General features: G+C 64.1%; 19 protein-coding genes and 1 pseudogene. 9 read left to right on the forward strand and 11 right to left on the reverse strand.

Annotated features, from left to right (window positions below; translation table 11 throughout):
• Positions 1-2 precede the first annotated feature (2 nt).
• The 3 genes from IVB27_RS10695 to IVB27_RS10705 all read left to right on the forward strand — a co-directional run bounded on the left by IVB27_RS10695 (position 3) and on the right by IVB27_RS10705 (position 2,321).
• Positions 3-566 carry an isochorismatase family protein gene (locus IVB27_RS10695; protein ID WP_247443458.1) on the forward strand — a complete coding sequence of 188 codons (564 nt, stop codon included), beginning with the start codon at positions 3-5 and terminating at the stop codon, positions 564-566.
• Between the two features lie 30 nt (positions 567-596).
• Positions 597-767: a hypothetical protein gene (locus IVB27_RS10700; RefSeq protein ID WP_247346393.1), complete on the forward strand. Its 171-nt coding sequence runs from the start codon at positions 597-599 to the stop codon at positions 765-767.
• A 171-nt stretch (positions 768-938) separates the two neighbouring features.
• Positions 939-2,321: an aspartate aminotransferase family protein gene (locus IVB27_RS10705; protein ID WP_247346405.1), complete on the forward strand. Its 1,383-nt coding sequence runs from the start codon at positions 939-941 to the stop codon at positions 2,319-2,321.
• A gap of 180 nt (positions 2,322-2,501) precedes the next feature.
• On the opposite strand, the gene rnd is transcribed toward IVB27_RS10705, so the two are convergent.
• The 3 genes and pseudogenes from rnd to IVB27_RS10720 form a co-directional block, all read right to left on the reverse strand.
• The gene (gene rnd / locus IVB27_RS10710; RefSeq protein ID WP_247443460.1) at positions 2,502-3,653 is read right to left on the reverse strand and encodes a ribonuclease D; all 1,152 of its coding nucleotides are present in this window, start codon (positions 3,651-3,653) and stop codon (positions 2,502-2,504) included.
• A 366-nt stretch (positions 3,654-4,019) separates the two neighbouring features.
• A pseudogene (locus IVB27_RS10715) lies at positions 4,020-4,130 on the reverse strand (LysR family transcriptional regulator); the annotation flags it as partial.
• Between the two features lie 56 nt (positions 4,131-4,186).
• The gene (locus tag IVB27_RS10720; protein WP_247443462.1) at positions 4,187-5,662 is read right to left on the reverse strand and encodes a protein adenylyltransferase SelO; all 1,476 of its coding nucleotides are present in this window, start codon (positions 5,660-5,662) and stop codon (positions 4,187-4,189) included.
• 195 nt (positions 5,663-5,857) lie between these two features.
• Here IVB27_RS10720 and aspS point away from each other — a divergent pair, with 195 nt between their 5' ends.
• Positions 5,858-7,630 carry an aspartate--tRNA ligase gene (gene aspS, locus IVB27_RS10725; protein ID WP_247443463.1) on the forward strand — a complete coding sequence of 591 codons (1,773 nt, stop codon included), beginning with the start codon at positions 5,858-5,860 and terminating at the stop codon, positions 7,628-7,630.
• Between the two features lie 43 nt (positions 7,631-7,673).
• Here aspS and IVB27_RS10730 read toward each other — a convergent pair whose 3' ends face one another.
• Positions 7,674-9,638, reverse strand: a complete 1,965-nt coding sequence (locus tag IVB27_RS10730; protein ID WP_247443465.1) for an aq_1923 C-terminal domain — start codon at positions 9,636-9,638, stop codon at positions 7,674-7,676.
• Between the two features lie 245 nt (positions 9,639-9,883).
• Between IVB27_RS10730 and IVB27_RS10735 the strand changes: the two genes are divergently transcribed.
• The gene (locus IVB27_RS10735; protein WP_247443466.1) at positions 9,884-12,193 is read left to right on the forward strand and encodes an NADP-dependent malic enzyme; all 2,310 of its coding nucleotides are present in this window, start codon (positions 9,884-9,886) and stop codon (positions 12,191-12,193) included.
• Between the two features lie 214 nt (positions 12,194-12,407).
• The gene (locus IVB27_RS10740; protein WP_247346422.1) at positions 12,408-12,860 is read left to right on the forward strand and encodes a DoxX family protein; all 453 of its coding nucleotides are present in this window, start codon (positions 12,408-12,410) and stop codon (positions 12,858-12,860) included.
• 11 nt (positions 12,861-12,871) lie between these two features.
• Here IVB27_RS10740 and IVB27_RS10745 read toward each other — a convergent pair whose 3' ends face one another.
• The 4 genes from IVB27_RS10745 to IVB27_RS10760 form a co-directional block, all read right to left on the reverse strand.
• Complete coding sequence (locus tag IVB27_RS10745) at positions 12,872-13,423, reverse strand: dihydrofolate reductase family protein (protein WP_247443467.1); 552 nt, start codon at positions 13,421-13,423, stop codon at positions 12,872-12,874.
• Between the two features lie 7 nt (positions 13,424-13,430).
• Positions 13,431-14,441 carry a polysaccharide deacetylase family protein gene (locus IVB27_RS10750; protein ID WP_247346437.1) on the reverse strand — a complete coding sequence of 337 codons (1,011 nt, stop codon included), beginning with the start codon at positions 14,439-14,441 and terminating at the stop codon, positions 13,431-13,433.
• A gap of 164 nt (positions 14,442-14,605) precedes the next feature.
• Positions 14,606-15,172: a glutathione peroxidase gene (locus IVB27_RS10755; RefSeq protein WP_247443468.1), complete on the reverse strand. Its 567-nt coding sequence runs from the start codon at positions 15,170-15,172 to the stop codon at positions 14,606-14,608.
• Positions 15,173-15,273: 101 nt separating this feature from the next.
• Entirely contained in the window at positions 15,274-16,947 is a 1,674-nt protein-coding gene (locus IVB27_RS10760) for a L,D-transpeptidase family protein (protein WP_247443469.1), read from the reverse strand.
• Positions 16,948-17,155: 208 nt separating this feature from the next.
• Here IVB27_RS10760 and IVB27_RS10765 point away from each other — a divergent pair, with 208 nt between their 5' ends.
• Positions 17,156-17,704, forward strand: coding sequence for a CreA family protein (locus IVB27_RS10765; RefSeq protein ID WP_247443470.1), 549 nt, complete (start codon positions 17,156-17,158; stop codon positions 17,702-17,704).
• A 31-nt stretch (positions 17,705-17,735) separates the two neighbouring features.
• On the opposite strand, the gene IVB27_RS10770 is transcribed toward IVB27_RS10765, so the two are convergent.
• Positions 17,736-17,945, reverse strand: a complete 210-nt coding sequence (locus IVB27_RS10770) for a hypothetical protein (protein WP_247443472.1) — start codon at positions 17,943-17,945, stop codon at positions 17,736-17,738.
• 414 nt (positions 17,946-18,359) lie between these two features.
• On the opposite strand from IVB27_RS10770, the gene IVB27_RS10775 reads away from it, so the two are divergent.
• Together IVB27_RS10775 and IVB27_RS10780 are read left to right on the forward strand one after the other, a co-directional pair.
• Positions 18,360-18,524: a hypothetical protein gene (locus IVB27_RS10775; RefSeq protein ID WP_247346471.1), complete on the forward strand. Its 165-nt coding sequence runs from the start codon at positions 18,360-18,362 to the stop codon at positions 18,522-18,524.
• A gap of 36 nt (positions 18,525-18,560) precedes the next feature.
• Positions 18,561-18,926 (forward strand): hypothetical protein, encoded by a 366-nt coding sequence (locus tag IVB27_RS10780; RefSeq protein ID WP_247443474.1) that lies wholly within the window; start codon positions 18,561-18,563, stop codon positions 18,924-18,926.
• A gap of 3 nt (positions 18,927-18,929) precedes the next feature.
• Here IVB27_RS10780 and IVB27_RS10785 read toward each other — a convergent pair whose 3' ends face one another.
• Together IVB27_RS10785 and pdxR are read right to left on the reverse strand one after the other, a co-directional pair.
• Positions 18,930-19,175, reverse strand: a complete 246-nt coding sequence (locus IVB27_RS10785) for a DUF6719 family protein (protein ID WP_247443476.1) — start codon at positions 19,173-19,175, stop codon at positions 18,930-18,932.
• A gap of 65 nt (positions 19,176-19,240) precedes the next feature.
• Entirely contained in the window at positions 19,241-20,713 is a 1,473-nt protein-coding gene (gene pdxR / locus IVB27_RS10790) for a MocR-like pyridoxine biosynthesis transcription factor PdxR (protein ID WP_247443479.1), read from the reverse strand.
• Positions 20,714-20,743 lie beyond the last annotated feature (30 nt).

Consider the following 20,743-nt stretch of genomic DNA (forward strand, 5'->3'; position numbering starts at 1 on the left):
TCATGCTAGCTTCCATCACCGACGATCCGCCAATCCTGGTCTGCGCGGATCTCCAGGTCGAATATCTGACCCCTGGACGTCGCCACGTCATCCTCGACGGCGAGGTTGCGACGGCGCGTTGCCTGGAACTGCTGACGCTGTGGCGCGACAATCTCTGGCCGGTGATGCATTTGAAGCGCATCGCTCAGGCAGCCTGGTTCAATCCGGCATCCAGGCTGACCGATTGGATCGCGGACGCGAAGCCGCGGCCGGGAGAAATGACATTCGAGCACCCGCTGCCGTCGGCGTACAGTTCGTCGCGGTTCGTCGACTACATGTCCAATATCCGCAATGTGCGTTGCGTGCTCGCAGGCTTTTCCCTGGACGAAACCATCCTGGCCACCGCTGTCGACGGGTTTCACCGCAGCCATCGCTACCAGGTGGCCGCCGATGCGGTGGCCTGCCGCCAGCCGGGAACTGGCGACGCCGCCGCCTACAAGCATGCGGTAGTGAATGTGATCGGAAATTTTGCTACAATCCAGTCCAGCGCCGAACTGATCAGGGCCAGCGGCGCCGTTGCGGTGTAGGCGGCCGCGATCGGCGGATGGAGTGGGACATTGTCACGGGGAGATCAGCTCAAGGAGCTGGCAAGCGACTTGTCGCATGCCGCCGAGGCGGCGCGCCGTCTTGGTCTGTCCACGACGGTGTATCTGCTGTCGATGGCGCTGGTGGAAGTGCGGGAAGCCACTGCCGCCGATGGCGACGGGAATGACGACGGCGCGGCGTGAGCGCTGCCCCGTGCAGCTGCCCGATGTGCGGCTTTGTGCAACGCTGCTGAGCGCTTGCCGCCGACGAATTGGCGTTGCAAGTTTTGCGTTGCCGCAATAGCCAAGTGACTGGATCATCGAGTGATGACGCTGGCCGCGCCGGCGACGTGACGCTTTCAAGGATTCTCGCAAATGTCCATGCTGCCCAATTCGCAAGAGGCCCGGGATGTGGCCTACCAGCTCCATTCCTACACCAACGCGCGCGCCCATCAGCAGGCCGGTCCCCTGGTGATCGAACGCGGCGAGGGTCCTTACGTGTTCGACGCGTCGGGCAAGCGCTATTTCGAGGCGATGGCAGGCCTGTGGAGCGTCGGGCTCGGCTTCAACGAGAAGCGGCTGGTCGAGGCCGCGCACAAGCAGATGCTGGCGCTGCCGTTCTACCATACGTTCTCCGCCAAATCGCACGGGCCCTCGATCGATCTCGCCGAGAAGCTGGTGGCGCTCGCGCCGGTGCCCATGAGCAAGGTGTTCTTCACCAATTCCGGCTCGGAGGCGAACGACACCGTCCTGAAGTTGATCGCCTATCGCTCCAACGCGCTCGGCCAGCCGCAGCGCAAGAAGGTGATAAGCCGGATGCGCGCCTATCACGGCGTCACCATCGCGTCCGCCAGCCTGACCGGCCTGCCGAACAACCACCGCTCATTCGACCTGCCGCTGCCGAATATCCTGCACACGGGCTCGCCGCATTTCTACAAGGACGGCGCGCCCGGCGAGAGCGAGGAGGCCTTCGCGACACGGCGGGCCGAGGAGCTCGATGCGCTGATCCAGAAGGAAGGCCCGGACACGATCGCGGCCTTCTTCGGCGAGCCGGTGATGGGGGCGGGCGGCGTCATCGTGCCGCCGGCGACCTATTGGGACAAGATCCAGAAGGTTTTGAACAAGTACGACATCCTGCTGGTCGCCGACGAGGTGATCTGCGGTTTTGGCCGCACCGGGAAGATGTTCGGCTGCGAGACCTATGGCATCAAGCCTGACGCGATCGTGGTCTCCAAGCAGATCACCTCGAGCTATTTCCCGCTGTCGGCGATTCTGCTGAACGAGCGCATGTTCGAGCCGATCGCGGACGAGAGCAACAAGATCGGCGTGCTCGGCCACGGCTTTACCGCGGGCGGTCATCCGGTCGGCTCGGCGATTGCGCTGGAGAATCTGAAAATCATCGAGGAGCGCGGCCTGGTCGCGCATGCCGCCGAGCTCGGCGGCTACATGCAAGCCAAGCTGCGTGAACTCACCAGCCATCCGCTGGTCGGCGAGGTCCGCGGCGTCGGCATGATCGCTGCGATCGAATTGGTACTGGATAAGGGGCGCAAGACCGCAGCGGCGACGCCCGGCGCCGTTGGCGGCATGGCCAGCCGCATGCTGCAGGAGCGCGGCGTCATTTCGCGTAACATGCTGGACGCCATCGCCATCTGCCCGCCGCTGATCGTCACCAAGGCCCAGATCGACGAGCTGATCGCGGCGATCTCAGGCGTGCTGGATGACATGAAGCCGGAAGTGGCGAAACTGACGCCGGCGTAAGGCGTGTCGTTGCGAGCGGTCGACTTATACCCCTCGGTGTCGTCCTGGCGAAGGCCAGGACCCATACCGCGTGATCTATCGAGAAGGATGGTAGGAGTACCGAGCGAGGTGTCTTCACCAAACGCCTCGCTGGGATAATGGATGGGTCCTGGCCTTCGCCAGGACGACATCGGGGAGGGCCTATTCCGCCCGCTGAACCCCGATCACGCGGCCTTTCTCGACCGCCAGCGCCAGCTCGCCGCGCTTCAGTTTCAGTGCGGCTTCGCCGAACAGTTCGCGGCGCCAGCCGCGTAGCGCCGGCACGTCGGCCTCGTCGCTGGCCGCGATCTCCTCGAGATCGTCGACGGTCGCAATCACCTTGCTGGCGACCGCATGGCGCTCCGCGGTCATCCGCAGCAGCACCTTCAACAGCTCCACGATTGCGGCGCCATTGTTGTTGTTGCGCGGCTTCTCCAGCTTCGGCAGCGTGGCGGGATCCCGCGCCAGCCCGCGCACGACCGCTGCGACGATGTCCGCGCCCCATTTTGATTTCTCGAAACCCTTCGGCACGGAGCGCAAGTTTGCGAGCTTTTCGATCGTGTTCGGCGCGTGGGTCGCGATGTCGCTGACTGCCTCGTCGCGCAGCACGCGGCCGCGCGGCACGTCGCGGCTCTGCGCCTCCTGCTCGCGCCAGGCGGCGACCTCCATCAGGACCGCAAGGTCCTTGGGCTTGCGCACCCGCGTCTTGAGCCGTTCCCAGGCGCGTTCGGGGTGGAAGTCGTAGGTCTTCGGCGAGGTCAGGACCTCCATCTCGATGGAGACCCACTCGCTGCGGCGGCGCTTCTTCAGATCGGCATCGAGCGCGGCGAACACGTCACGCAGATGCGTGACGTCGGACACGGCGTAATGCATCTGCTCCTTGGTCAGCGGCCGGCGCGACCAGTCGGTGAAGCGGTGGGTCTTGTCGGGCCGGTGGCCGGCGACCTTCTCGACCAGCGCGTCGTAGGCGATGCTGTCGCCGTAGCCGAGCACCATAGCCGCGACCTGCGTGTCGAACACCGGGTGCGGAATGATGTTGGCCTGGTGCCAGATGATCTCGATGTCCTGGCGGGCGGCGTGGAACACCTTCAGCACGCCCTCGTTAGCCATCAGCTCGAAGAACGGCTTGAGGTCGATGCCCTCGGCGAGGGTGTCGATGACGATCGCTTCCTCAGCGCTGGCCATCTGCACCACGCACAGCAGCGGGTAATAGGTGGTCTCGCGCAGGAACTCGGTATCGACTGTTATGACGGGGTGCTTGGCCAGCCGGCTGCAGGCAGCCGCAAGGTCAGCGGTGGTGGTAATCAAATCCATGAACGGCCCATGACAAGTCCATCAGCCGTTCTGCCGAAAGCGCTGTGATGTCAAGGGGCTCTAAGCGAATTCGAGCCTTGCATTTGGGCCGGAATCGCATTTTCCGACGATAATCCTATTCGTAACGGACCCGGCGCGAGGGTTTTCGGGCGCAAGGCAGTGCCACCACGACCACGCACATGGCGACCAGCGCCAGTCCCAGGAACTCGAAAACCAACAGATCCATGGCAAAACCCCTCGGAAACATTGCTAAACTTGTCCGGGGCGAATTGAGGGTCTGTTAATTCTCGTGGTTACCGGCGGCGGGCCGGGCCGGATGGTGGACGCGGGGTTAACGGGACTTGAGGCCCACGATCACGTCACGACCGCGGCGGCATCGGCGATCGCCTCAAGATCGTCGAGCCTCAGCCTGCCTGAAGGCATGATCTCGCGTGGAGGCCGGTCTGTTTGCGGAAACAGCCACGGCCGGACACGCCCCCGCATCATAGATTACGCCTTCGGCTAACTAATCCACCCTACCGAATTGAACGTCCTCACGTCCCGCAGAACGTCTGCAACACCCGTTGGTCCGGCAGCGGCGGATCGGCGTAGGCCGCGTACTCGGGCTGGTCCTCGTAGGGCTTGGCCAGCACCTTCACCAATTCCTCGAACGGCGCGTAGTTGTCGTTGTTCACCGCGGCCTGGATCACGGCTTCGACGCGGTGGTTGCGGGGAATGAACATCGGGTTGACGGCGTGCATGGCGGCTTGCCGCTCGGTTGCAGACTGCGGCTCCAGAGCCGTGCGTTCGTGCCAGCGCCTGGCCCATTCGTCGAAGGCTGCGGGGTCCGTGAATTGCGCGCGCGCGTCATCCGCAACGAGACTGCCTGCGGCTTCGCCCAGCTTGCGGAAGGTGAGGGTGAAATCAGCCTGGTTCTTCGCCATCGCATCCAGCAGGTCCTGGATCAGCGCCTCGTCGCCGTCGCGCTCGGTGAATAGCCCGATCTTCCGGCGCAGGCCTGCCTGATAGGCTTTGCTGAAGGTGTCCGGAAATGCGCCAAGGATCTCCTGCGCCTGCTCGATCGCCTTTTCCTGCTCTTCACCAAACAGCGGCAACAGGCATTCGGCCAGCCGGGTCAGATTCCACAGCGCGATGCGCGGCTGGTTGGCATAGGCGTAGCGGCCCATCTCGTCGATCGAGGAAAACACCTGCGCGGGATTATAGGCGTCCATGAAGGCGCACGGACCGTAATCGATGGTCTCGCCGGAGACGGAGCTGTTGTCGGTGTTCATCACGCCGTGGATGAAGCCGACCAGCAGCCAGCGCGCGACGAGGTCGGCCTGGCGCGCGACGACACCGGCGAGCAGTGCGAGGTAGGGCCTATCGACGCCAAGCAGCTCCGGATAGTGCCTGGCGAGGACGTGGTCGGCGAGCTGGCGGATCGCGTCGGCGTCGCGGCGGACGGCAAAGAACTGGAAGGTGCCGACGCGGATGTGGCTCGAGGCCACGCGGGTCAGCACCGCGCCGGGCAGCGCGGTCTCGCGAATGACGTGCTCGCCGGTGACGACGGCGGCGAGCGAGCGGGTGGTCGGAATGCCCAGCGCGAACATCGCCTCGCTGACAATGTATTCGCGCAGCACCGGCCCGAGCGCGGCGCGGCCATCGCCGCGGCGGGAAAACGGGGTGGGGCCCGAGCCCTTGAGCTGGATGTCGCGGCGGATGCCGTCTTTGTCGATGACCTCGCCGAGCAGGACCGCCCGGCCGTCGCCGAGCTGTGGGACGAATTGCCCGAACTGGTGGCCGGCATAGGCCATGGCGATGGGATCGGCGCCTGCGGGAACCGTCTTGCCGGCCAGGATCTCGGCGCCCTCCGGCGTCTCCAAGACATCAGGGTCGAGTCCGAGCTGGAGCGCCAGCGGCCGGTTCAGCTTGATCAGGCGGGGCGCTGCCACCGGCGTCGGTGCGACCCGGGCAAAGAAGCTGTCCGGCAGCGCCGAATAGGAGTTCTGGAACGGGAAATGGACTGTCATGGCCTCAAGATAGGCGTGGAACGCCTGATGGCAAAGGCTTGAGCCCAGATTGACCAAAAATGGGCACTTCCAGCCGAAAACAGGGCGTTCCCTTGGTTGCCGCCTTGGGCCTCGTCGGGTAAACCCTGCCGCAACTTTGGACCGGCCGTTTTCGGCGGTCCGATTCGATCCTCCGACATTGATTTTGGGACGACCATGCATCGCTACCGGTCACATACATGCGGCGCGCTCCGCGAGAACAACATCGGCGAGACGGTCCGCCTTTCAGGCTGGGTCCATCGCGTTCGCGACCATGGCGGCGTGCTGTTCATCGACCTGCGCGACCATTATGGCCTGACCCAATGCGTGGTCGACCCGGACTCGCCGGCGTTCTCGCAGGCTGAAAAGCTGCGCTCGGAATTCGTGGTGCGGATGGACGGCAAAGCCCGCCGCCGCCCCGAAGGCACCGACAATGACGATCTGCCGACCGGCAAGATCGAGATCTATGTCAGCGAGATCGAAGTTCTGGGCCCGGCCGGCGACCTGCCGCTGCCGGTGTTCGGCGAGCAGGAATATCCCGAAGACATCCGCCTGAAGTACCGCTTCCTCGATTTGCGCCGCGAGAAGCTGCATCAGAACATCATGACGCGCGTCGAGATCATCAAGTCGATGCGCCGGCGCATGGAGGGGCAAGGCTTCTTCGAGTTCAACACCCCGATCCTGACCGCGTCCTCGCCGGAAGGCGCGCGCGACTTCCTGGTGCCCTCGCGCATCCATCCGGGAAAATTCTACGCGCTGCCGCAGGCGCCGCAGCAGTACAAGCAGCTCTTGATGATGTCGGGCTTCGACCGCTACTTCCAGATCGCGCCCTGTTTCCGCGACGAGGACCCGCGTGCCGACCGTCTGCCCGGCGAGTTCTACCAGCTCGACGTCGAGATGAGCTTTGTCACGCAGGAAGACGTCTTCGCGGTGATGGAGCCTGTCATCACCGGCGTGTTCGAGGAGTTCGCCAAGGGCAAGCCGGTGAGCAAGAACTGGCGTCGGATTCCGTTCGCCGAGTCGCTGCGAAAGTACGGCAGCGACAAGCCGGACCTGCGCAACCCCATCGAGATGCAGGACGTCTCCGAGCATTTTCGCGGCTCGGGTTTCAAGGTGTTTGCGCGCATGCTCGAAGACCCCAAGAATCAGGTCTGGGCGATGCCCGCGCCGGGCGGCGGCAGCCGTGCCTTCTGCGACCGCATGAATTCATGGGCGCAGGGCGAAGGCCAGCCGGGCCTCGGCTACATCATGTGGCGCGAGGGCGGCGAGGGTGCCGGTCCGCTCGCGAACAACATCGGGCCCGAGCGCACTGCTGCGATCCGCGCGCAGATCGGCACCAAGGAGGGCGATGCCGCCTTCTTCGTCGCCGGCGATCCCGACAAGTTCTGGAAGTTTTCAGGGCTGGCCCGCAACAAGGTCGGCGAGGAATTGAACCTCACCGACAAGGAGCGGTTCGAACTGGCCTGGATCGTCGACTTCCCGATGTACGAGTACAACGAGGAGGACAAGAAGGTCGACTTCTCGCACAACCCGTTCTCGATGCCGCAGGGCGGCTTGGAAACGTTGAAGTCGCAGGATCCGCTGACCATCAAGGCGTTCCAGTACGACATCACCTGCAACGGGTACGAGATTGCCTCGGGCGGCATCCGCAACCACGTGCCGGAAGCCATGGTGAAGGCGTTCGAGATCGCCGGCTATGGCGAGCAGGAAGTGGTCGATCGCTTCGGCGGCATGTACCGCGCTTTCCAGTACGGCGCGCCGCCGCATGGCGGCATGGCCGCGGGCGTTGACCGCATCGTGATGCTCTTGTGCGGCACCAACAATCTGCGCGAGATCTCGCTGTTCCCGATGAACCAGCAGGCCATGGATTTGCTGATGGGCGCGCCGTCGGACGCCAGCACCAAGCAGCTCCGCGATCTGCATGTGAAGGTGAGCCTGCCGCAGAAGTGAGGCTGTCTCCGCAATGACGCCGAGAGAGCTGCGCCTCGTTTCCCTACAGCCCCGTCGACGCCTCGATATTGAACTGCGCCAGCGTGCCCTCCGGGTCGGCATTGAAGAGCTGCATCAATTGCAGTAGCGGCACCTTCGCGCGCGGAGTGACCTTGATGACGAGCGTCTGGCCCGGCGTTTCGATGAAGCTTGCGACCGCATCCACCGCCGTGCCTGCCTCCGGATCGGCGGCGGCGATATCTGCTCGGTAGGCTTTGACGCTGTCGACGAGTGTCTGGCGCGCGGCGTCGCGGCTGACATTTCGCCCCCGTGCATTCTGCGTCACCGCGGAATCGACGAAACCATTGTCGCGCACTGAGAACTCGAGCGCGACAGCCTCAATCCGGGCCGCTTGACCCATCAGTTGGGCGGGATCGGTCGAAAACACTTCGCGTGGTACGTTGCTGAGCGCGATACGCAATTGCACTTTTGCGATCCCGATGTCGAGGGTCGCGGGCGTCAGAACGAAGCTGTTGGACTGTTCTGTCCACGCCGCGCCGAGATCGAGGTCGATCGCGAGCTTGTCGATCCCGCTGAGCATCAATGTAATCTGCTTCGGGTCGGATGGATCGGTGGGCATGACCATCTTGGCGACCGCATGTACCTTGCTCGGGATCGAGCCGATCATCTGTCCCCAGTCCAGGCTGAGCGTGTCGATCGTGACCAGCTTCTTGGTGTTTTTGTAAGGCGCCGACACGCCCTTGATCTCCGCGCCCGCGAGCACCCGGAACAGATCCAGCATCTGATCCGGCGAGGGGGGCTGTCCGGGATGGGTGAGGCTCGCCGCCCAGCGCATCAGGTTCGCGATGCTGAGCGATTTGAGTGCGAAGCGCTCCATCTTGATTTGCCCTTGCGGCGTCGGCGCATCGAGACCTTCGAGCGCGAACTCGCCCTCCTGGTATCTGATGGCTCTGAGCCGGGGCGTCCCTTGCGGGGTCGTCATCGACATGGTGTCGATCTCGATCTTGCTGACGCGAAGGCCTTCATAGAAACCGGCGAGCTTTTCCAACATCTCGCGCGATTGCGCCGGCGTCGGCGGGACCGAGCTGTCCGTCGGCAGCAGCGCCAGGATCTCGGCCGGCCGAAATTTCGATGGTTGCACCGCCATGTCGGTGATGGCGACCCCATCGACCTGCATCCGGATGCCGAGCGTCGACGTCACGACATAAGTGCCGCTGGATATCTTTCCGTAGACACGATGATAGCTATCGTCGTTGGCCTTCAGCGGATCGAGCGCGGCAGCGATCGCGGTAGAATCGAAGTCATTGATGATGATGTCGGACAACTCGCCGGTCAGCTTGTCCGCCTTGCCCGGCTGCGACACGTTGATCGTGAAACTGGCGCGCTCCACCTTGATCGCGGCGATCTTGCCTTCGCCGAGCTTCTGGATCGCGAGACCCGAATAGGCGACCTCGCCACTGCCTCCGGTGCTTTTGCCCGCATCGAAGGCGACTGCGAGGGTCGGCGCTATGACGGAAGAAGCCGTCACGTTTGCGTATTGATCGAGCACGAAACGGTACATGTCGATCAGGGAGCCTGACGTCGGCGCGTTCTGAGCATGAATTGGACCGACGTAATCCCGTATGGTCAACTGCGGGATCTTGTAGGAGACCTTCAGCTTCCCCGGGCCGACCTCGTCCAGCGCGACTTCGAAGCCCGAGATATCGATACTGTCGGCCGCGAAGCGCGTCTCCTCGACCTGGCGGATGCCCACGCCCTTGATCGCGGCGATCTTGACATGAGCCTGCTGCTTGGCAGGCTCAACCGCGATATCCTCGATAGTCAACGTCCGGTTCGTCAGATCGAACGCCATCTTGCCGTGGCTCGCCTTGCCGCCGCCGGAGAGGATCTGCTCGAAGGCTGCCTCGATCTCGGCGGTGACGCGATGTTTTGCGTAGAGGCTGAAGCCGAACCATCCGCCCGCGGCCGCCACGGCCACAACGATCAGGCCGATCGGGATTCGCTTCATTCCCAGCTCCAGTTGCTCGCGTTGCACTACGCAACCTGCCATATTCGCAAAGCAACGCGCGGTCTAGGGAAAGCTAGCGCTATCAGATATTTGACCGCGCGCCCTGTTGATGGGGCCGCAATCGGATGTTGCCACCGGGGCGCCCGCCGTGCTTCATCCCGTTTCCATGACCCGGAAATACCACCCGAAGGCGGGCCGGTCAGGACAACGTAGTTTGAGGCCGGTAACGCGAGGCGAGACACCGCATGTCGTCTTATTCCGATGATCTCCACCAGGCGGCGCTGGCCTATCACCGTCTGCCGCGCCCCGGAAAGCTCGAGATCCAGGCGAGCAAGCCGCTCGCCAACCAGCGCGACCTCGCGCTTGCCTATTCTCCAGGCGTCGCCGCCGCCTGCATGGAGATCGCCAAGAACCCGGCGGAAGCGGCGACGCTGACGATCCGCTCCAATCTGGTCGCCGTGGTCTCGAACGGCACCGCCGTGCTTGGTCTCGGCAATATCGGCCCGCTGGCCTCGAAGCCGGTGATGGAGGGCAAGGCGGTCCTGTTCAAGAAATTCGCCGGCATCGACGTGTTCGACATCGAGATCGCCGCCGACACTATCGATCGCGTGGTCGAGACCGTGGCCGCGCTCGAGCCGACCTTCGGCGGCATCAATCTCGAGGACATCCGCGGACCGGAGTGCTTCGAGATCGAGGCGCAGCTCAAGGAGCGCATGAAGATCCCGGTCTTCCATGACGACCAGCACGGCACCGCGATCATCGTTGCCGCCGCCATCACCAATGGTCTCAGGCTGAACGGCAAGAAGCTGTCCGACGTCAAGATCGTGGCGTCGGGGGCAGGGGCCGCCGCGATCGCGACGCTGAACCTGCTGGTGTCGATGGGCGCGCAGCGCAAGAACATCTGGGTCTGCGACATCGACGGCCTCGTGCACGAGGGCCGCAACACCACGATGGACCGCTGGAAGGCGGTCTATGCGCAGAAGACCGACAAGCGCACGCTGGCCGACGTGATCGGCGGCGCCGACATCTTCATCGGCCTGTCGGCACCGGGCGTGCTCAAGCCCGAGATGGCCAAGGCGATGGGCGACAAGCCCCTGATCATGGCGCTCGCGAACCCGACGCCGGAGATCATGCCGGAAGAGGCGCGCAAGGCGCGCCCTGACGCCATGATCTGCACCGGGCGCTCGGACTATCCGAACCAGGTCAACAACGTCCTTTGCTTTCCCTTCATCTTCCGCGGCGCGCTCGACGTCGGCGCCACCGCGATCAACGAGGAGATGAAGCACGCCGCCGTGGAGGCGATCGCACAGCTCGCGCGCGAGGCGCCGTCCGATGCGGTCGCGCAAGGCTTTGACACCGGCGAAACGCAGGGTTTCGGACCGGGCTCGCTGATCCCGAGCCCGTTTGATCCCCGATTGATCCTGCGCATCGCGCCGGCGGTGGCGAAAGCGGCGATGGAATCGGGCGTTGCGACCCGCCCCATCACGAATTTCGACGAATACACCGCGCTGCTCGAGCGCTTCGCCTTCCGCTCCGGCCTCGTCATGAAGCCGATGTTCGCCAAGGCCAAGACCCAGCCGGTGCGCGTGATCTACGCCGAAGGCGAGGACGAGCGCGTGCTGCGCGCCACGCAAGTGGTGCTGGAAGAGAAATTGGCGACGCCGATCCTGGTCGGACGTCCGTCGGTGGTCGAGGCGCGCATCAAGCGCTTCGGCCTCTCGATCAAGGCCGGCAAGGACTTCGACCTCATCAATCCCGAGGACGATCCGCGCTACCGCTCCTACGTGCAGTCCTATGTCGAGGTCGCCGGCCGCTGCGGCGTCACGCCGGATGCGGCGCGCACGGTGGTGCGCACCAACAACACCGTCATCGCCGCGCTCGCGGTGGTGCGCGGAGAGGCCGACGCCATGCTCTGCGGCGTCGAGGGCCGCTACATGAGCCATCTGCGCCATGTCCGCGAGATCGTCGGGTTCTGCCCGGGGATCAGCGACTATGCGGCGCTGGCGCTGCTGATCACGAGCAAGGGCGCCTTCTTCATCGCCGACACCCAGGTGCGGCCCAATCCGAGCGCCGAGGAGCTCGCCGAGATCGCTTCGCTCGCGGCGGTTCACGTCCAGCGCTTCAACATCAAGCCGAAGATCGCCTTTGTGTCGCATTCGGATTTCGGCAGCTACGACACGGACTCCTCGCGCAAGATGCGCCGGGCAACCCAGCTCCTGAAGGAGAAGCATCCGGAGATCGAGGCCGACGGCGAGATGCAAGGCGACACCGCCCTCTCAGCCGCAGCGCGGAAAATGGTGCTGCCGCACTCCAAGCTCGAGGGCGAGGCCAACATCATGATGATGCCGAGCCTCGACACCGCCAACGTCGCCTATCAGATGATCAAGTCGCTGGCGGACGCGCTCCCCGTCGGCCCGATCCTGATCGGCCCGGCGCGCCCGGCCCACATCCTCACCCCGTCGGTGACGGCACGCGGCATCCTCAACATGACCGCGGTGGCCGTGGTCGAAGCGCAGGAGCGCGCGGCCCGGCAGCAGCCGACGTTGTTTACCTGAGGCGAACTGAAGCGCCGCCGGAGGTGCAATCCCTTCTCCCCTTGTTGTGGGAGAAGGTGGCGCGAAGCGCCGGATGAGGGGAAGTTCGTCCGCGGGGCAATTTTTGAATTACTTAGCGATTTCCCCGTTTGTAAACCGGCGAATGACTCTTCATAATCGCTCGGTGCTTTCGTCAAGGTTGCGATTTCAGAAAGCCTGAGCCAAGAGGCCGATCATGCCAGCGTTCGTGACTTTCGGGCGAATCCTGTTCGCCGTGCTGTTCATCTACACGGGCGCGGCAAGACTGTTTGCCATGCAGGCGACGGTTGATTTCATCACCGCCAAGGTCGTGGTGCCCGAGATGATCGCGCCTTACGCCAAGCAGATCGAGACGGCGACGGCCATGTCCACGCCGCAACTGCTGGCGATCGCGGTCGGCGTGCTCGAGATCATCGGGGGGGTGATGATCGCGCTGAATTTCGGTGCGCGCTTCTTCGCGATGCTGATGATCATCTATGTCGCGGTCGCGACCTTCCTGTTCTACGACTTCTGGAACCAGGCGGCGCCCGAGAACGCCAAGATGCTGGTCGACGCGCTCAAGAACCTCTCCATCATCGGCGCGCTGTTCATGATCATGGGCTACGGCCGCGCCACGCGTCCGGCCGAGGCGGCCTACGGGGACGTGTGAGGCTAAACCACCTACGTCCTACGCCACGGCGTGACGGTCACGTCATGCGCCGCATCGAGCAGATACGGCGTGCCCGGCTTCATCCCGTGTGACGCAAGCACCTCGTGCGGCGTCCGCGCCGGTACATCCACAAAACAGCCTTCGCCGCCGGGCAGCCGCAGATGGGGGGCTTCCGACAGCCAGAACGTGTCGTAGCGGTCCATGAACATGTCGAACACGACGGGGCCGCCGATGATCGCGATGGTGCCGGAGGCGACATCGGCGAAGGCGCAGGCCTCCTCGAAGCGCGCATGATCCGGATTCCACAATGTCGCGTTCGGCATCTCGGGATCGACGGTCAGAGCCTTGATCTTGCGGGTCAGGATCAGGCGCTTGCGCTTGGGTGAATTCGGCTGCTGCTCGTGGGAGTGCCGGCCGTGCACGACCAGCGCGGCGCGATCGAGCGCCTGTTCGAAGAACAGCTTGTCGCCTTCGAACTTCAGGCTGTCTGGCATGACGTGCGCCGGATCGGCGAGCATGCCGTCCGCGGAGACGATGACGTAGCCTTCGAAGCGGAAAGACAATTGCCGGCTATTCGGAAACTGTCGTGACGACGCTGTTGACCGGCCGGGTGCTGACTGTCGGCAGCTTGACGTCCTTGAGCAGCTCCTGATCGTATTCGGGCAGCGACGAAGCGGGGAACTTGGCGCGCATCGCCACCACCTTGTAGCCGCCCGCCTTCAGGCGCTTGAGCAACTCGGGCAGGGCCTCCGCCGTATGCTTCTGGAAGTCGTGCATCAAGATGATGCCCTTGCCCTTGCTGTCGAGCTTCTTCATCACGGTCTCGATCACCTTCTCGGGCTTCGAGGCCTTGAAGTCGAAGGAGTCGATGTCGCAGGAGAAGATCGCGACGTTGCGGTTGCCGAGATAGGTGACCATCTCCGGCGGGTGCTGGAGCGCCGGGAAGCGGAAGAACGGCGAGGGCGAGATGCCGCCGAGCGCCCATTTCACCGCGGAAAGACCCTTCTCGATCTCTTCCTTGCGCTGCTGCTCGCTGAGCTTCTTGTTGTTGAGGTTGGCGTGCGACCAGGTGTGGGTGCCCACGGTGTGGCCGGCCGCGTAGACCTGCTTCAGGATCTCCGGCTCATAGGTCGCGTGCTTGCCGATCGAGAAGAAGATGCCGGTGGTGCATTCGTCGGCGAGCGCCTTCAGCACCGCGGGTGTGTTCTTCGGCCATGGACCGTCGTCGAAGGTCAGCACCACCTCCTTGTCGCGCAGGAAGTCGAGCTCCTTGAAATGCTCGAAGCCAAAGCCGGGGCCACCCGTGGTGTCGATCTCGACGGTGCGGGCGACGCCGAGTGCGCCGGGCGTGTTGCAGGCGGCACGGGCAGGCTGCGGCGCTTGCTTCGGCGGCGGTGGGAAGGCCGGTTGCGCCGGTGCGGCGGCTGCAGCCGCGGGAGCAGCAGGTGCTGGAGCGGGCACTGCGGCGGGTGCCGCCTGGGTAGCGGCTGCAGGTTTTGCCGCGGGGGTCTGCGACCAAGCCGCGCCTGTCAACGCAACTGACATCGCGCTTGCCAAAATCAGTCCTGCTGCCACACGCATGGTGTTGTCCTCGAGATTGATCCCGTTGTTCTGCCGTGGCTTTTCGCTTCCGGCAAAACCATCCTGCCCCAAACAATCCTAGCCTAGATGGTGGGCCCTCGCCATTGCAACGGCTGTTTGGCGCCTCACCACAATTGTGCCCAACCGGATTGGGCTGCGGCCCGTCAGCTGTCGGCCAGCGTCTTGGCGATTGCCGTCTTGATCCGCGTGTCGGCCGGCTCGACCGTGGATGCAAAGACGTCGGCGATGTAGCCGTCACGGCCGATCAGATATTTGTGGAAGTTCCATTTCGGGACCTCCTTTGGCCGCGCCTCTGCCGCCCATTTGTAGAACGGATGCGCCTTCGCACCGACCACGACGGCCTTGGCCGCAATCGGGAAGGTAACGCCATATTGGTGGTGCGCGGTTTCCGAGATCTCGCTGATGCCGCCGGGCTCCTGTCCGCCAAAATCGTTGGAGGGAACGCCGATCACGGTGAGCCCGCGTTCGCGAAACTCGCTCCAGATTTCTTGCAGGCCGGCATATTGCGGCGTGTAACCGCAGAGCGAGGCGGTGTTGACCACCAGCAGCGGCTTGCCGGTGAAAGCCGCAAGGCGGATGTCGTCGCCTGACAATGCAGGGAAGGAAAAGGCGTAGGCCGGTATACGGCTCATGCCGCCGTTGGCCAATGCGCGAGTTGCGGATGCGGCCGTCGTCAGAAGCGCGGCGAGCATGGTCCTGCGGTTCAGCATGGCGGCGTCCCCCGACCTGATCCGGGACTCACCTTACTCCGCCGCGGCGATCAGCCTGCTCAACACCACGTTATCTGACGCGATCTGACGCGGCGAACTGCTCAGTAGAGCCGCACGATGAAGTCGGTGCCTTCGCCGGTCTCGCCCTGGTTGATGCCCTGATCGGAGATGATGATCGATCCGCCCGACGTCAGCATCTCGTTGATCTTGACCATGGTGTCGGCAGGGATCGAGACGCGGTCGAGCGCCTCGGCCGGGCTGTCCGGTGTCACCACCGGCTTGATGGCGACGGGGATGACGGCGGCACCACTCTGGCGGCGTGTCGCGCGGCCGTCATCTTCGCGCGCGGCAGAGCGGACGGACACTGGCAAGGACACCACCGACCAATGCAGCGCATTGGCATCGGCTTTGTCGACTTCGGCGGTGAAGACATGCGTGCCGAGCGGCCGATCGCTCGCTGCGATCGTGACGGGCACCTCGAATAGCGGCGCAAAGTTCTGCCGCACGTAGAGCTTGGAATCCTTGCGGCTGATGAAGACCGCGATCTGGCCGGCGCGCTTGGGCGCTTCCGGCTTTGCGGCCGGCGCCGGATCGGCGGCGCGGGTTTCGTCCTTCGTGACGTCGGGCATGGCGGCCTGTGCCGGCGCGGTGGCTGGTGCATCGGACGTCTTCGCGGGCTCGGACTTTGCGGTGTCAGACTTTGCGGCGTTAGACTTTACGGCGTCAGACTTGGCAGCCTCTACCTTGTCTCCGGCAGCCGTCGAAGCCTTGGTCGTTTCTTTGGTCGTTTCTTTAAGCGCCTCCGCGGCTTCGACAGGCTTCGCTTCGGTGCTTGCGGGTTCCTGTGGTTTGGCCGCGTCAGATGCCTCAGCGGTCTTGGTCTCAGGCTTTGCCGTCGGCTCGGTCTGGGTCGATGCCGCGGCTTCGCCGCGGGTCGGCGCATTGCCGGTGGTCACGTCCGACATTACGGTGTGGCCTACCGACGAGCGCAGCTCGAGCGCGCCGTCGGCGCTGGCGGTCTTCGTTTCAGCCGGCTTGGCTTCGGCGGCCCAGGTATTGGCCGCGTCCTTGTCGGCCTTGTCGCTGGCATTGGTCTGCGGCTCCAGGCTGGCCGCGGGTTGCGGCGGCACGCGCACGGAGGCGAGCAGCGGATGTGAGAAGTTCTGCGGCGATATCTGGCGGGGCGAAACGATCACGCGCGCGCCCATCCTGGTCCAGTTCCACATCTTCACCGCGAACGCCATCGGCATGCGGATGCAGCCATGCGAGGCCGGATAGCCCGGCAGCACGCCGGCATGCATGGCGATGCCGGACCACGTGACCCGCTGCATGTACGGCATCGGCGCGCCGCTATAGATGTTGGAGTGGTGGAATTTGTGCTTTTGGATGACACTGAACACACCCATCGGCGTCGAATGGCCCTTCATGCCCGTCGACACCGGAGATTCCGCGAACACGCCGTTGGTGTCGTAGACCGTGACTCTCTGCCGGTCGATCGAGACGACGATGACGAGAGGACCTTGCGGTTTCGTGCCGGCTTCTTTCTCGGCAACGACGCCTTTCTTGCCCGCGGCGCCGCGCTTCTGTGGCTTCTGGCGCGGGACTTCGGAATGGCGCTCCTGGCGCCCGTAGAACCCGTCGGAATAATCCGTCCAGTAATAAAACGCTGCGTCTGCCTGGCTTGCCGTACCGATTGCACCCGCCGCCGTCAAAATGGCGACCTGCCAAAGCCGCGTCGGTTTGGCAGAAAAACCGGACCCTTTCACGCTATTCATCTTCCAATCCACAATCCAAACCAGATGTTAGTCTCTCAGAGGGGATACGCGTTCACCAGCACGGCAGTTCTGCCATCAGCTACTTTTGTCCAAACCGTAGCAAGAAAGCCTCACGGAGCGGTAAACGGCGGGCGTGTCGGATTGCGGGCCGTCTTCCTGATCGGCCGCCAGATGCCTACATTGCAGGGACTTGTTATCGGAGAACTTCATGTCATCTCGTTTCCCCGGTCGTTCCGGCATCCGCTTGAAAGGCCTCGCTTTATTCTTCCTGGCGCTGACCGGGTCGGCAACGTCCGCCTCCGCCGCGGACGAGCCCGATCTGATCTTCCGCCGATCGACCGTGTTCAAATGGATGAGCCCGAACGACAAGCTCGCGACCTACGGCTTGGACGATCCTGAGGTTGAGGGCGTGGCCTGTCATTTCACGATACCGGAGAAGGGCGGCTTCAAGGGCTGGTTGGGCCTTGCCGAGGAGGTTTCGGACATCTCACTCGCCTGCCGTCAGGTCGGCCCGATCAAGTTCAAGAACAAGATGGAGCAGGGCGACGACATGTTCCGCCAGCGCCGCTCGCTGTTCTTCAAGAAGATGCAGATCGTTCGCGGCTGCGACGCCAAGCGCAACGTGCTGGTCTACATGGTTTATTCGGACAGGCTGATCGAGGGTTCACCGAAGAACTCGACCTCGACCGTACCGATCATGCCATGGGGGCCTGCGGACGCAAACGTCCAGAAGTGCGGCGAATTCTTCACTCAGTGACGCGCTTGCGTTCACTCAATGACGTTTGCGTTCACTCAGTGATGCCTGCGCGGCAGGCGCGGGGCTTTGCAAGATGCGAGCCGGTCAGCCGCACGAACATCTGTGGCACGGCCTCAAAGCCGCGGCTCGATTGCAGCACCATTTCGCCGGGCGAGGTGGCGCCGCTGCGAACGGGTCGTTGATCTCCGCGGTCTGTCCGTAGGTCCGCATCGCGCGGCCGTGCGCGATCTTGCGCCATCATGATGGCCATTCCTCAAATGAGCGCGCCCAGTGATCCGGACTCCAGGTTTCGATGGCTTGGGTCGCAGCCGAAGCGCCCCCGGTTCAACAGGGCCCAGCCTTCGTTCGGCTTCGCTTCAGCAGAAAAACGTAAAATGCATGTGAAGCGTGCGAGGCGGGACCATGACGGCGCCTATCGTCCGGCGCACGTCCGAGCTCGCACGGAACCTGCCAACGACATTCGGCAGCGGCACGACCCATTTGAAAACACTGAGATTTTCCGCCGAATGTGTCGTCGCCCCGAGCGGGACGAAACAATTCTCACGGAGATGAAACCATTTTCGGCCTTTGGCGCATCACACGCGAAACCGCCCATGGTTATCAACCTCACAACGACGACGGCTCACCGCCGGCCACCGAATTCGGAGACAAGTCCATGCGCACGCTCAGCCTCATCCTTGCTTTTGGTTTCGTGCTCGCCGGCTCCTCATTCGCGGGCTCGCCGGACGGCAATCTCCCGGGTGTCGGCACCTTCCGGTACAGCGGCTCGCCAATCACGACCACTGCGCCGCAGCCGATCGTGGTCGCCGCGCGCTTCTGATCGCCAACAACGAAAAAACAGCCGATAAAGGCCATCATGCTTGTTCGTTTCGGCGCTGCGGCGTTCATATCTGTTCTGACGATCAGTGCCGCCCAGGCCCAGGTGCGTTCGCCCGCGAGGCTGCCGGATCCCCGGACCGAATTCGTGCGTCAGTGTGCGCCGCGCATGCTCGGGCGCTGGGAACATCCGGAGGAAGTCTGCGGCTGCCTGCACGACCATGCCGCCGCGGTCGTCGAGGATCGGGATTTGCGCGAGGCGCTGCTGCGCGGCATCAGCGAGACCGGCGTGCCGACGATCGAGACCGATTGGGTGCCGACGTCCAAGCAAGGCGAGATCGGGCCGACCTTCACCAAAATCGCCAAGCCGACCCTGCAATGCATGTTCGATCCGGCCAAATCGTAGCCGTCACCTCGATCTTGGACCGTGTCGCGGCATGCAGACGCTGGTCCGCGCCACGCCCTTCTCGGTCATCTTGGCGCCGCGCACTTCCTTGATCTGTCCGGCGGGGCAGGTTCCGTCATCCACCTGAACGCGCTGGCCGAGCTTGAGATCGACGATGTCCTGCTCGCGTCCGATCGTGCCTGCGTGCGCCGTCGCGGCGAGTGCGATGGAGATCAGGAGCGAGAGTCCAGTCGCACGGCACAGCAGCATGGTGTGAGGTCCCCATCGATGCCGCAATGTAGGGAGCGGCAGCCGATTCTCATAGTGAACGTTCGTCATGCCCGCCAGGCCGGCTTGCTCCTCGCACGCAAGGCCGCGCGCGATTCCCGCGCGAGCCGCTCGGCGGAAGCCACGAGCTTCGGAACCGAGTGGCCGGAAAATCCCAGCACGAAACCGGGCAGGGGACGTGCCCGTGAATAGGTGTCGGCCAATAGCCAGCCTTCGGCGCCGGCGGCCTGCTTGGCTTCTGCCGCAACGGGCAGGTCCACCGAGGGATCGAACCGGGCGACAAGATGCAGACCCTGTGACGGGACCGGCACCGACAGCACGCCGTCGGATGCGGCTTCCAGGGTCTCGGCCAGCGCGTCGCGCGCCTCGCGGTACAGCTTGCGCACCCGCTTCAGGTTCGCGGCAAACGCGCCGGAGTTGAGCATGTCGGCCACCGCGCCCTCCATCAGCGTGCCGGGAAACCGGTCGAGCGCGGCCCGCGCGGCGGTGACGTCCGCGATCAGGCGCTCGGGCAGGGCGCAATAGCCGATGCGCAGGCCCGGAAACAGCGTCTTGGCGAACGTGCCCATGTAGATCACGCGCTGGAGGTGATCGATGCCTGCAAGCGACATCAGCGGCGCGCCATCATAACGGAACTCACTGTCGTAATCGTCCTCCAGCACGAAGGCGCCAGCCTGCTTCGCCCAGTCCAGCAGCTCGAGCCGCCGCGGCATCGACATCTGCACGCCCAGCGGAAACTGGTGCGACGGCGTCACATAGGCTGCGCGCGCGGACCGCGCCGCATTGCGGCCCCTGGCGACACGCATGCCGTGCGCGTCGACGGGAACGGGCACGGCGCGATAGCCGCAATGCGCGATGGTTTTCCGCGCAGCCGGGTAGCCGGGGTCTTCGCACCAAACCTGGTCGTTCGGCTTCAGGATCGCGCTCAGCACGATGCGTAGCGCATGCAGCGTGCCTGACGTCAGCATGATCTGATCGGGATCGCAGCGCAGGCCACGCGCCGACAAAAGATGATCGGCGATGGCGGCACGCAGCTCGCGGCTTCCACGAGGATCGCCATAATGCAGATGCTCCGCGCCGAAGGCGCGCATGCGCCGGCCGATGAAGGCGCGGAAACGCTGCACGGCGCGCGCGTCGATATGGGTGCAGCCGAGCGAAAACGCGCCTTGTCCTGGCGTTCCGACGATGATCTTCGGTCGCTTCGGCTCGGCCGCGCGCGCGGGGATACGCGCGGCGACGAACGTGCCGGAGCCGACGGTGGCGTCGGCAAAGCCGTCGGCGATCAGGCGCTCATAGGCGGTGACGACGGCGTTGCGCCGAAAGCCGGTCTGTTTGGCCAGCGTGCGCGATGGCGGCAGCGGCTCCCCGGGTTTCACCAGACCGCCGACGATCATCTCGCACAGTGCCTGATACAGCCGGTGCGCCGACGAGGCGGCGGCCGTGATGTGCGGGCCCGTGAGGTCGAGCGGCAGCTCGGCCTTGGCCGGCGAGGGGACAGAATTGGTCGGAATTTTTTGCATGGAATTGGCACTATCGCAGACCAAATCCAA

Source organism: Bradyrhizobium sp. 197 (assembly GCF_023073375.1).
Taxonomy (GTDB): domain Bacteria; phylum Pseudomonadota; class Alphaproteobacteria; order Rhizobiales; family Xanthobacteraceae; genus Bradyrhizobium.

Bases quoted from the DNA above. Each gene is read 5' to 3' on its own strand.
- rnd (WP_247443460.1), bottom strand. From the start codon at position 3,653: ATGGATTTGATTACCACCACCGCTGACCTTGCGGCTGCCTGCAGCCGG.
- IVB27_RS10720 (WP_247443462.1), bottom strand. From the start codon at position 5,662: ATGACAGTCCATTTCCCGTTCCAGAACTCCTATTCGGCGCTGCCGGAC.
- IVB27_RS10765 (WP_247443470.1), top strand. From the start codon at position 17,156: ATGTCATCTCGTTTCCCCGGTCGTTCCGGCATCCGCTTGAAAGGCCTC.
- pdxR (WP_247443479.1), bottom strand. From the start codon at position 20,713: ATGCAAAAAATTCCGACCAATTCTGTCCCCTCGCCGGCCAAGGCCGAG.
- IVB27_RS10740 (WP_247346422.1), top strand. From the start codon at position 12,408: ATGCCAGCGTTCGTGACTTTCGGGCGAATCCTGTTCGCCGTGCTGTTC.
- IVB27_RS10695 (WP_247443458.1), top strand. From the start codon at position 3: ATGCTAGCTTCCATCACCGACGATCCGCCAATCCTGGTCTGCGCGGAT.
- IVB27_RS10760 (WP_247443469.1), bottom strand. From the start codon at position 16,947: ATGAATAGCGTGAAAGGGTCCGGTTTTTCTGCCAAACCGACGCGGCTT.
- aspS (WP_247443463.1), top strand. From the start codon at position 5,858: ATGCATCGCTACCGGTCACATACATGCGGCGCGCTCCGCGAGAACAAC.
- IVB27_RS10735 (WP_247443466.1), top strand. From the start codon at position 9,884: ATGTCGTCTTATTCCGATGATCTCCACCAGGCGGCGCTGGCCTATCAC.
- IVB27_RS10780 (WP_247443474.1), top strand. From the start codon at position 18,561: ATGCTTGTTCGTTTCGGCGCTGCGGCGTTCATATCTGTTCTGACGATC.
- IVB27_RS10775 (WP_247346471.1), top strand. From the start codon at position 18,360: ATGCGCACGCTCAGCCTCATCCTTGCTTTTGGTTTCGTGCTCGCCGGC.
- IVB27_RS10730 (WP_247443465.1), bottom strand. From the start codon at position 9,638: ATGAAGCGAATCCCGATCGGCCTGATCGTTGTGGCCGTGGCGGCCGCG.
- IVB27_RS10705 (WP_247346405.1), top strand. From the start codon at position 939: ATGTCCATGCTGCCCAATTCGCAAGAGGCCCGGGATGTGGCCTACCAG.
- IVB27_RS10785 (WP_247443476.1), bottom strand. From the start codon at position 19,175: ATGCTGCTGTGCCGTGCGACTGGACTCTCGCTCCTGATCTCCATCGCA.
- IVB27_RS10770 (WP_247443472.1), bottom strand. From the start codon at position 17,945: ATGATGGCGCAAGATCGCGCACGGCCGCGCGATGCGGACCTACGGACA.
- IVB27_RS10755 (WP_247443468.1), bottom strand. From the start codon at position 15,172: ATGCTGAACCGCAGGACCATGCTCGCCGCGCTTCTGACGACGGCCGCA.
- IVB27_RS10750 (WP_247346437.1), bottom strand. From the start codon at position 14,441: ATGCGTGTGGCAGCAGGACTGATTTTGGCAAGCGCGATGTCAGTTGCG.